Consider the following 10,133-nt stretch of genomic DNA (forward strand, 5'->3'; position numbering starts at 1 on the left):
CACCTTTATCTTTAAAAGTATACATTTCCTTTTGAACTATATCAGTAGTTTCTCCAACACCTCTTAAGAATAACTCTGTATGTTCAAATGCAGGTGTTCTTATTTCTTTAATACCAAAATTCTTTGATATTTCTCTAAATATATTTTCAACATAGTGCCACTTATATGCATCTTGTGGAAGCATATCTTTGGTACCTTTTGGTGCTTGTATTTCCATCTTTACTCCTCCTTATTCATAAATAGCATCTAAAATATTTTTCTTTTTTGCTATCATTTCATCAATTCTTTTTACATATTCTCTAACATCTTTAACATTTGCATATCTAATAAGTTTATTTTTATTAGTATAATCTATAATTTTAGAAACACCATCTGCACCTAATGCTAAGATTGTTTGTCTCTCTTCAATCATTTGAATATTGTATATGCATTCTGCACCCTTCTTAGAATACCCTAAGTTCTCCATATTTCCAACCATATTTTTTTGTCTATACATATAATATGGTTCTAAATTTAAATTTTCTGCTAAATTTTCACTTTCTTTAAACATTTCTAAAATTTCTTCTTGTTCTTTAACATCTATTCCTTTTTTAAGAAGAAACTTTTCATGCATAATAGATCCTCTCTTTAAAGATAATCCATGAATAGTTAAATTATCTGGCTTTAGCTTTTTAATTTCTCTTACCGTATGTCGTACCTCTTCCACACCTTCTGTTGGAAGCCCAATTATCATATCCATATTTATGTTATCAAATTTCAAACTTCTAGCTAAATTAAATGCTTGTATTACAGATTTCGAATCATGTCCTCTTCCAATTAAGGATAAAGTTTTATCATTCATAGTTTGTGGATTTATACTTATTCTATCTACTTTATACTTTTTCATAGACATTAATTTTTCTTTTGTAATAGAATCTGGTCTTCCACATTCCACGGTAAATTCTATTACACTTTCTTTACTTACAAATGAATTATATATTTCACTCATAATTTTTTCAAACTCTTCATTTGATACTGATGTTGGAGTTCCTCCACCAAAGTATACAGTTTTAATTTTTAGCTTTTTTTCATCTATATACTTTCCAAGCTCTTTTATTTCTTTCCTTAACGCGTCTAAATAAGGATTTACTAAGGACTTGTTACTTTTAATTGGATTTGCAGAAAATGAACAATAAACACACCTAGTAGGGCAAAAAGCCATTCCTATATAAACAGAAATTTCATCCTTTTCACTTTCTACGAATTCTTCCTCTCTTTTAGCAACTTCTATACATAGCCTTGCCTTATCTTCTCTAGCTAAATAATTTTCTTTAAATATTTCTATTATTTCATTTTCAGTTTTACCTTCTTTTAAAAGCTTTAATGCTATCTTAGATGGTCTTATTCCTACTAATATTCCCCATGGATAATTTTTTTTAGTTTTTTCTTTTAAAATTTCAAATAAAAATTTCTTCAAAGTCCACTTTAAATCTTCAGTAATTTCTTTTTTAAATTTTAAATTTTCTTCTTCAACTATAATCTCAGAAGAAGATATAGTAACAGTATAGTCTGCCTTTTCTTCTTCTGATACAAACTCTAATATCTCTAAAGGAAAATAAATATTAAATATATTATATACATCAATTCTATATTTTAATTCATTTAATTTTATCTTCATTTTATCTCCTTACATTCGGAAAAATGGATTATTGTTTTTTTCATATCCAATAGTTGTCTTTGGTCCATGTCCTGGATAAACTTCAATATTTGAATCTAAAGTAAATAATTTTTCATTTATTCCACTTAATAGTTCACTCATATTTCCACCTGGAAAATCCGCTCTTCCTACTGAACCATTAAATAATGTATCTCCTGATATAAGTTTGTTATCTGCTAAATAACATACTCCACCTTTTGTATGTCCTGGCGTATGAATAACCTTTATCACTGTATTTCCTAAAGCTATTTCATCACCTTCATTTACAAACTTATCAGCTTTTTTCAAGTTCCCAAATACAGTGCTATCTTTTTCTACATACTCTTCTTCATTCTTATGCATATAAAAAGGAATATTATATTTTTTCATTAATGCCTCTACTGCACCAACATGATCAAAATGAGCATGTGTAAGTATAATGAACTTAGGATTTATTTGTAAATTTTCAATTTTTTCAATTATTCTCTCTTCTTCATCTCCTGGATCAACAATTGCACAAAACTTTGTGTTTTCATCTATTAATAAATAGGTATTTTCCTCATATAATCCTGTTATTATTTTTTCTATTTGCATATTAAAACGCCTCCTTAAAATTCTTTGCTACTTTCTAGTAAAAGAGTTACTGGTCCATCATTATTTATAGAAACCTTCATATCTGCACCAAATTTTCCACATTGAATGTAGATTTCTTCCCTTACCATTTTTAAGAATTCTTCATACAAAATTTCTGCTTTACTAGGTGTCATTGCTGTAGAAAAACTTGGTCTTCTACCTTTTCTACAATCACCATAAAGAGTAAATTGAGATATTATCAAAACTTCGCCCTTAATATCTTTTACAGAATAATTCATTTTGCCCATCTCATCTTCAAAAATTCTCAAGTTTAACATCTTGTCTTTTATATATTTTAAATCTTCTAAAGTATCATCTTCTTTTATTCCAACTAAAATATTTAAGCCTTTTCCTATTTCTCCTACAATTTCACCATCTATAGAAACACTTGATTTTGAAACTCTTTGTACTACCGCTCTCATAGCTTATGCCCTCTTTCACTAACTATTCATTCTATAAACATCTATCACTCCAGATATATGCCTCATTTTCTTTATAAGTTCTTTTAATTGATCTATTGATTTAATTTTTACTTTCAAATTTATAAATGCAACATTTGCTTTTGCTGAATTTGCATTTAACGATGTTAATATAAGACCTGACTCATTAATTATTACCATTAAATCTGATAAAATTCCAAGCCTATCTTCTGCTTTTATTTGAACTTCTGCTATATATGCAGATTTTTTATCCTCACCAAAACTTGCTTCTAATATTTTTTCTGGCTCACTTTCTAAAAGTGCTTTTATATTTGAGCAATCTTTTCTATGAACAGAAACTCCCCTACCTTTTGTAATATATCCAAGAACCTCATCTCCTGGAACGGGATTACAACATTTTGCAAACCTCACCATAATATTACTAAGTCCCTTTACTGTAACTCCGTAATCTTTCGATTCTGCTTTAGTACTATTTTTTGATATATGTTCTTCTATATTTTTTTCTACTGTTTCTTTAGTTTGCTTTTCTTGAACTTTAATAAATTCTTCTTTAACTTTATTTGAAAAAGAATTAGCATTTATTATTCCAATTCCAATCCCACCATAAAGTTCATCAGTTGTATGAATATTATATTTTTTTTGTAATTTTTCACTATTTATAGCCTTATTTATTAATGTAAATGGAATATTTAACTTTCTAAATTCTTTTTCTAACGTTTCTCTTCCATTTGAAATATTTTCTTCTCTTTTTACACGTTTAAACCATTGTCGTATTTTACTTTTTGCTTGATTGCTTTTTGCAATATTAAGCCAATCCATCTTAGGTCCATGTGCAATCTTTGATGTTATTATTTCTACAATTTCACCTGTTTTAAACTTATAGTCAAGAGGAACTATTTTACCATTTACCTTTGCACCTATACATCTATTTCCTATATCCGTGTGTATTCTATATGCGAAATCAATTGGCGTTGATTCACTTGGTAAATTTATAACTACTCCTTTTGGTGTAAAAACAAATACTTCATCTGAAAACAAATCTATTTTGAAGCCTTCCATGAATTCTTCAGCATCTGCCGTCTCTTTTTGCCACTCTAGCATATCTCTAAGCCATGCAAGCTTTGTTTCAAAATTCATTTCTTTATTTTCTTCTGAACCCTCTTTATACTTCCAATGTGCAGCTATTCCGTATTCTGCTGTCTTATGCATTTCAAAAGTTCTAATTTGAATCTCAAAAGTTTTTCCTTGTGGACCAATTACTGTTGTATGTAATGATTGGTACATATTAGGCTTTGGCATTGCTATATAGTCTTTAAATCTTCCTGGAATAGGTTTGTATATAGTATGAACTATACCAAGAACACCATAACAATCCTTTACTGAATTTACCAATACTCTAATTGCTGTTAAATCAAAAATTTGCTCTATATTTTTATTCTTTTTAACCATTTTTCTATAAATCGAATAAAAATGTTTTGGCCTTCCATCAATATCTGCATCAATTCCTGCATTTTCTAAGTTTTTTCCTAAGTCTTCAACAATTGAAGAAATGTACTCTTCTCTTTCAACTCTTTTTTCTGCAATTTTTGAAACTAAATCATAATACTCTTCTTCATGTAAATATCTAAAAGATATATCTTCAAGTTCCCACTTTATTTTAGACATTCCTAGTCTATGTGCAAGGGGTGCATAAATTTCTAAAGTTTCTTTTGCTTTTATCTTTCTTTTTTCTTTAGACATGTATTTAAGCGTTCTCATATTATGAAGTCTATCTGCAAGTTTTATAATTATAACTCTAATATCTTTTGCCATTGCAAGAAGCATTTTTCTAACATTATCTGCTTGTTGTTCTTCTTTAGTTTTATATTTTATTTTTCCTAGTTTAGTTACCCCATCAACTAAGTTTGCAACTTCTATTCCAAATTGTTCTTTTATTTCTTCATATGTACAATCTGTATCTTCAACAACATCATGAAGAAGCCCCGCTAAAATAGTATCTGTATCCATACCTAGCTTAGCAAGTATAATTGCAACATCAATTGGATGAGTTATATATGGCTCTCCTGAAACTCTCAATTGATTTTCATGAGCTTTTTCCGCTAATCTAAACCCTTCAACAATTCTGTCAATATCAACATTATGACAATTTTTATTTATTTCTTTAATTAACTTATCTATCATGATAGGATTCGCTCCCTTAAATATAATTTCAATTAGAAAAATTTAAAATCAAAGGCTGGTTAATAAAACCAGCCATACTCTTAACTATCATTATATCTTATATAATGTATATTTTCAATAAGTTAAATATCATATTTAACTAATGACATAACATCATATTTTTCTAATTTATCTTTTCCATGAAGTTCTGTTAATTCTATTACAAAGTCCATAGATACAACTTCTCCACCTGCAATTTCTACAAGTTTTGCAACTGCTTCAATTGTTCCTCCTGTTGCTAAAAGGTCATCAACAATTGCAACTCTTTGTCCTTTTTTAATTGCATTTTTATGAATTTGTAATGTATCAGTTCCATATTCTAATGCATATTCTACACTTACTGTTTCTCCTGGTAATTTACCTGGCTTTCTTACTGGAACAAATCCTGCTCCTAAAGCGTACGCTACTGGAACTCCAAATATAAATCCTCTTGCTTCTGGACCTACAACTAAATCTACGTTTTTATCTTTTAAATGTTCTACTATTTTATCTACTGATGCTCTTAAGCCCTCACCATCTGCAATTAATGTAGTTATATCCTTAAAGCTTATTCCTTCCTTTGGAAAATTTTCTATTATTTCTATTTTATCTTTTAAATTCATTTTTTATTCCTCCCCTAATTTATTGATATTATGTAAATACTTCACTATCTGAGTTGCTCTATCTTCATCTCTTGTAGTTAGAAGTTCTAATATAATTCTTCCATTATTAATTTTTCCAACTGCACTTATAGTTGGTGTTATAAACCCTATAATTTCCTCAATTTTTATAATTTCTTCTTTAGCACCTGTATACTGTATAATCGATTTTAACCCAATATTGTTTGTATTGTCTAAAATTTTTCTTCCTTCTTTTAAAATAATAATATACTCACTTGATAAATCTTCTATGCCTTTATTATACCACCTTGTACCAATAAAAATTAAGTCTAAATATTTATTTATACTTTTCATATTATAGTATATGGCAATTCCTTGCATAAGCTTAAATGTTAAGATAGACATAGAAATATCTTTGTATCTATACTGACAAATTTTTTGACTTGGATTAACATATGTATAATTTCTTTTTAAATCTGTTTCACAATTTTCTAAAACTATTAAATCAATATTTAAACTTTTACAAAAATCTGCAATTTCTAAAGAGATTATATCTATTCCAAGGGTAATCAATAAATCTGCACCAAGAAAATCAACTTTTTCTTTTATATCTTCTTTATCTATTTTATCATTTTTTCTTTCATCATCATGAATTATATATTCTACATCTGCATTTAAGTATTTTAGTACTAAGCTTAAGGAAGCAATTGCACAAATGCAGTCTACAGTATTTATCCCATATATAACTATTTTTCTTCTATTATTAATAGCTTCTCTAAGAGTTTCTATGGCCTTATTCATATCTTTTAATATAAAAGGATTATATCCTGTTATATAGTTTCGGCAATATATGCTCTCCCAAAACTTTCGCATACTTATTCTCTCCTCTACAAAATTAGAAAACAATAATATTATAAGTGAAAACATAAGATTTTACAAATATTTATTCTAAAAATAGAAAAAAAGTCTTAAAATTTAAATTTTAAGACTTTTTTGTCTCTTTTCTAAGGTAAGATTTCAGCATCCACTTTTTTCTTAGGCTTTGTTTTACCTTTTTTAATTGATCTATCTTTAAGCATTACCCATACTGGTGAAGCTATAAAGATTGATGAATAAGCTCCTGATGCTATCCCTATAATAAGAGGGAATGAAAAATCACGTACACTTGGAACAAATATTGTTACCGCTACTATTGTTATAAGCGTAGTAAGTGTAGTATTTATAGATCTTGACATCGTTTGAGTTACACTTCTATTTGCAACTTCTCTTGATGAACTTCTCTTAATATATTTTGAATTTTCTCTTATTCTATCAAATATAACTATTGTATCATTCATAGAGTATCCTACAACTGTAAGAATTGCTGCTATAAATGGTGAGTTTACTGTTATATCAAATATAGCATACACACTTACTGTTATAGCTATATCATGAACTAATGCAATTAATGCTGCAACTCCAAATTTAAATTCAAATCTTATTGCAATATAAACCAACATACATAAGAATGAAATCAATAATGCTGCTATTGATTTATAAGTCATTTCATTTCCAATAGCTGCACCTATCTCACTTTGAGATACTAATGCATTATCTCCAACTTTAAATTCTGTTTTGAATTTAGCATAAATTTCATTTACTTCTGCTGATGTAAGCTTTGCTGATTTTATTTCATATTCATTGTTATTTACAGTATTTGTACTTGCATCATTTACATATTCTGAAACTATTTTATCAGCTTGTGCTTTATTATATCCATCACCTAAGTTAAATATAACTTGTGTTCCACCTTTAAAATCTATTCCAAAATTTAATCCTTTATGAGCAATTCCAAATCCAATTCCAACTACTATTACGATTAGAGATAAAGAAAACCACAATTTCCATTTGTCAATTATTTTAAGCATTTTCTTTTACCTCCTTCTTCTTAACTCTAAATGCACCTAATTTTCTTAAGATTCCCATTTCATAACCTAAATCTAAGAAGAATTTAGTTACTAATAATCCAGTAAATAAACTAATTACAATACCAATCATTAAAGTTATTGCAAATCCTTTTACTGAACCTGAACCAAAGAAATATAGAATTAAAGCTGCTATTATAGTAGTCATATTTGAATCTACTATTGAAGACATAGCATTTTTATATCCTCTTTTAATTGCTGCACTTGGACTTATCCCTCTTGAAAGTTCTTCTTTTGTTCTTTCAAAAATCAAGACATTTGCATCAACTGCCATACCTATGGTTAAGAGTAGTCCTGCTATTCCTGGAAGAGTTAATGTTACACCTATCTCAACAAAAGCTAACAATACTAATGTAATGTAAAGTGTTAATGCAATACATGCTATAACACCTGGCACTCTATAATAAAGTATCATAAATAAGAATACTAATCCTACTCCTATAACACCTGCTTTTACTGCTGATGGTAATGCTGAACCTCCAAGTTGAGCTCCTATTGTTTGTTGTGAGACTGCTTTAATTGGAACTGGTAATGCTCCTGAATTTATAAGTCCTGCTAAATTTTGTGCTTCTTGAATAGTTCCACTTCCTGTTATTACTGCTGCCCCATCATTTATTTGACTTTGAACAGTTGGATCAGTTAATGTGTCATTATCCATTTTTATTGCTATTTTTTGACCAATAAATTTCCCTGTTGCTGCTGCAAATGCTTTAGTTCCCTCATTTGTAAACTTTAAAGATACAACTGGTTGATTTGTTTGTTGGTCAATTTGTGCTGATGCTTTTTCAACATCCTTTCCAGTTAAGATTGTTTTTCCATCTGGTCCTACAAAAGTTAAGTTTCCTGTTTGACTTAATGTTTTTACAATTGATTGTGAATCATACTTTCCTGGAATACTAACTAATATTCTGTTGCTTCCTTCTGTTGTTACTACTGTTTCAGCAACACCTAACTTATTAACTCTAAGAGCTATTAAATCTTTAGTCTTTTCTAAATCTTCATGGCTTACTTCCGGTTCTTCTATTTGAAGAAGCACTGAAACTCCACCTTGTAGATCAAGACCTCTAGTTATTGTTTGGTTAAAAGATTTAACCTGCCATCCGCCTATTGTAACTCCTTTGAAGCATACAAAAGCCAGAATAATGATTGCTAAAGTACATATTATAAATATAGCTGAACTTTTACCTTTAGCCGATCTTTTACCTTTGGACTTCATCTTCATCCCCCTTTGTCATTTTTTATCAATTCATATTTTCTCCAACTAACTAACATATTATTCTATAATTTTCATTTTATAAAATAGAGATAGTTGTTCTCATATTAATCCATTTTGATTATATCATAACATTTTTAATTTATAAAGAAAATGACAGTTTTATGATATTTTTTATATGTTTTTAATATTAAATATTTATAATTAAAATATTTTTAATTTTTTCGTTACTAAATGTAAAAAAATAAACTTAGCAGTTCAACCACTAAGTTTATTTTTATCACATAAAGAAATTTACATTTCTTTATCTGTTCCTTTTTGTATCTTTTCTGCTATGGCATTTCTTAATATCTTAAGTCTTGTTTTTCCTGCAGTTTCTATTATAGCATGTTGCTCATCCATTTGAATTATTTTCCCAATAATTCCACCTCTAGTCATAACTTCGTCATTAACATTTAATGAGCTCATCATATCTCCATATTTTTTCTTTCTTTTCTTTTCTGGTAAAAGTATCATAAACCAGAATAGCGCAAATATTACTACTATTGGTATTATGTTTAAAAGTATTCCGTGCATCTAAAATCCTCTCCATTCATTTTTCTATAAGTTTAACTCTTTAAAGAATAGTCTACTTTTTTTGTTTTTATTTGTCAAATCTATTTTTTATTCCAAGCTTGTAATTTAGCCGCTTTAAATTCTTTAAATGAATCATTATCAATCGCTTCTCTTATATCTTCCATTAATTTATTGTAGAAATATAAATTATGAAGTACTGTAAGTCTCATAGCTAGCATTTCTTTTGCTTTAAATAAATGTCTTATATATCCTCTTGTATAATTTTTACAAGCTGGACATTGACACCCTTCATCTATTGGTCTTTCATCAAATTCAAATTTAGCATTCATTAAGTTTATCTTTCCATCCTTAGTAAATACTTGCCCATGTCTTCCATTTCTTGCTGGTAGTACACAGTCAAAGAAATCTACTCCACGCTCTACAGCTTCTAAAATATTTTCCGGTGTTCCTACTCCCATTAAATATATTGGCTTATCTTCTGGTAAATGTGGAACTACTGCATCAATAGTTTCATACATCTCTTCATGAGTTTCCCCTACTGCAAGACCACCTATAGCATATCCATCTAAATCTAATTTTTTAATTTCCTCTGCATGTGCTATTCTAATATCTTTAAATGTTGCCCCTTGGTTTATTCCAAATAACATTTGTTCTTTATTTATAGTATCTGGCAGTGAATTTAATCTATCCATTTCAGTTTTACATCTTTTAAGCCATCTTGTTGTTCTATCTACTGATTTTTCAACATACTCTCTTGTTGATGGTATTGGGATACACTCATCAAATGCCATAGCTATTGTAGATGCTAAATTA

General features: G+C 28.5%; 10 protein-coding genes and 1 pseudogene. All 11 read right to left on the bottom strand.

What is annotated here, in order from left to right:
* Window positions 1-217: pseudogene (locus tag ACRC28_RS14815) on the bottom strand (histidine--tRNA ligase); the annotation flags it as partial.
* Between the two features lie 12 nt (window positions 218-229).
* The gene (locus tag ACRC28_RS14820) at window positions 230-1,657 is read right to left on the bottom strand and encodes a coproporphyrinogen III oxidase (protein ID WP_438544210.1); all 1,428 of its coding nucleotides are present in this window, start codon (window positions 1,655-1,657) and stop codon (window positions 230-232) included.
* Between the two features lie 9 nt (window positions 1,658-1,666).
* On the bottom strand, window positions 1,667-2,269 hold the full coding sequence (locus ACRC28_RS14825) for an MBL fold metallo-hydrolase (RefSeq protein ID WP_438544211.1): 603 nt from the start codon (window positions 2,267-2,269) through the stop codon (window positions 1,667-1,669).
* 14 nt (window positions 2,270-2,283) lie between these two features.
* Window positions 2,284-2,730 carry a D-aminoacyl-tRNA deacylase gene (dtd, locus tag ACRC28_RS14830; RefSeq protein ID WP_438544212.1) on the bottom strand — a complete coding sequence of 149 codons (447 nt, stop codon included), beginning with the start codon at window positions 2,728-2,730 and terminating at the stop codon, window positions 2,284-2,286.
* An 18-nt stretch (window positions 2,731-2,748) separates the two neighbouring features.
* Window positions 2,749-4,929, bottom strand: coding sequence for a RelA/SpoT family protein (locus ACRC28_RS14835; protein WP_438544213.1), 2,181 nt, complete (start codon window positions 4,927-4,929; stop codon window positions 2,749-2,751).
* A 122-nt stretch (window positions 4,930-5,051) separates the two neighbouring features.
* Window positions 5,052-5,570: an adenine phosphoribosyltransferase gene (locus ACRC28_RS14840; protein WP_438544214.1), complete on the bottom strand. Its 519-nt coding sequence runs from the start codon at window positions 5,568-5,570 to the stop codon at window positions 5,052-5,054.
* A 3-nt stretch (window positions 5,571-5,573) separates the two neighbouring features.
* Window positions 5,574-6,440 carry a DHH family phosphoesterase gene (locus ACRC28_RS14845; protein ID WP_438544215.1) on the bottom strand — a complete coding sequence of 289 codons (867 nt, stop codon included), beginning with the start codon at window positions 6,438-6,440 and terminating at the stop codon, window positions 5,574-5,576.
* A 131-nt stretch (window positions 6,441-6,571) separates the two neighbouring features.
* A complete protein-coding gene (gene secF, locus ACRC28_RS14850) occupies window positions 6,572-7,474 on the bottom strand; it encodes a protein translocase subunit SecF (protein ID WP_438544216.1) in 903 nt (300 codons plus the stop codon).
* Window positions 7,467-8,747, bottom strand: coding sequence for a protein translocase subunit SecD (gene secD, locus ACRC28_RS14855; protein WP_438544217.1), 1,281 nt, complete (start codon window positions 8,745-8,747; stop codon window positions 7,467-7,469). Before secD ends, secF begins: the two co-directional genes overlap by 8 nt.
* A gap of 291 nt (window positions 8,748-9,038) precedes the next feature.
* On the bottom strand, window positions 9,039-9,320 hold the full coding sequence (gene yajC / locus ACRC28_RS14860) for a preprotein translocase subunit YajC (protein ID WP_438544218.1): 282 nt from the start codon (window positions 9,318-9,320) through the stop codon (window positions 9,039-9,041).
* Window positions 9,321-9,400: 80 nt separating this feature from the next.
* Window positions 9,401-10,133: tRNA guanosine(34) transglycosylase Tgt (tgt, locus tag ACRC28_RS14865; protein ID WP_438544219.1), on the bottom strand; the 733-nt coding region annotated here is incomplete at its 5' end.

It is taken from the genome of Clostridium sp., from assembly GCF_051650885.1.
In the GTDB taxonomy this organism is placed as follows: domain Bacteria; phylum Bacillota; class Clostridia; order Clostridiales; family Clostridiaceae; genus Clostridium.

Excerpts from the sequence above, each read along its gene's own strand:
- ACRC28_RS14820 (WP_438544210.1), bottom strand. The coding sequence starts at position 1,657 with ATGAAGATAAAATTAAATGAATTAAAATATAGAATTGATGTATATAAT.
- ACRC28_RS14825 (WP_438544211.1), bottom strand. The coding sequence starts at position 2,269 with ATGCAAATAGAAAAAATAATAACAGGATTATATGAGGAAAATACCTAT.
- dtd (WP_438544212.1), bottom strand. The coding sequence starts at position 2,730 with ATGAGAGCGGTAGTACAAAGAGTTTCAAAATCAAGTGTTTCTATAGAT.
- ACRC28_RS14835 (WP_438544213.1), bottom strand. The coding sequence starts at position 4,929 with ATGATAGATAAGTTAATTAAAGAAATAAATAAAAATTGTCATAATGTT.
- ACRC28_RS14840 (WP_438544214.1), bottom strand. The coding sequence starts at position 5,570 with ATGAATTTAAAAGATAAAATAGAAATAATAGAAAATTTTCCAAAGGAA.
- ACRC28_RS14845 (WP_438544215.1), bottom strand. The coding sequence starts at position 6,440 with ATGCGAAAGTTTTGGGAGAGCATATATTGCCGAAACTATATAACAGGA.
- secF (WP_438544216.1), bottom strand. The coding sequence starts at position 7,474 with ATGCTTAAAATAATTGACAAATGGAAATTGTGGTTTTCTTTATCTCTA.
- secD (WP_438544217.1), bottom strand. The coding sequence starts at position 8,747 with ATGAAGTCCAAAGGTAAAAGATCGGCTAAAGGTAAAAGTTCAGCTATA.
- yajC (WP_438544218.1), bottom strand. The coding sequence starts at position 9,320 with ATGCACGGAATACTTTTAAACATAATACCAATAGTAGTAATATTTGCG.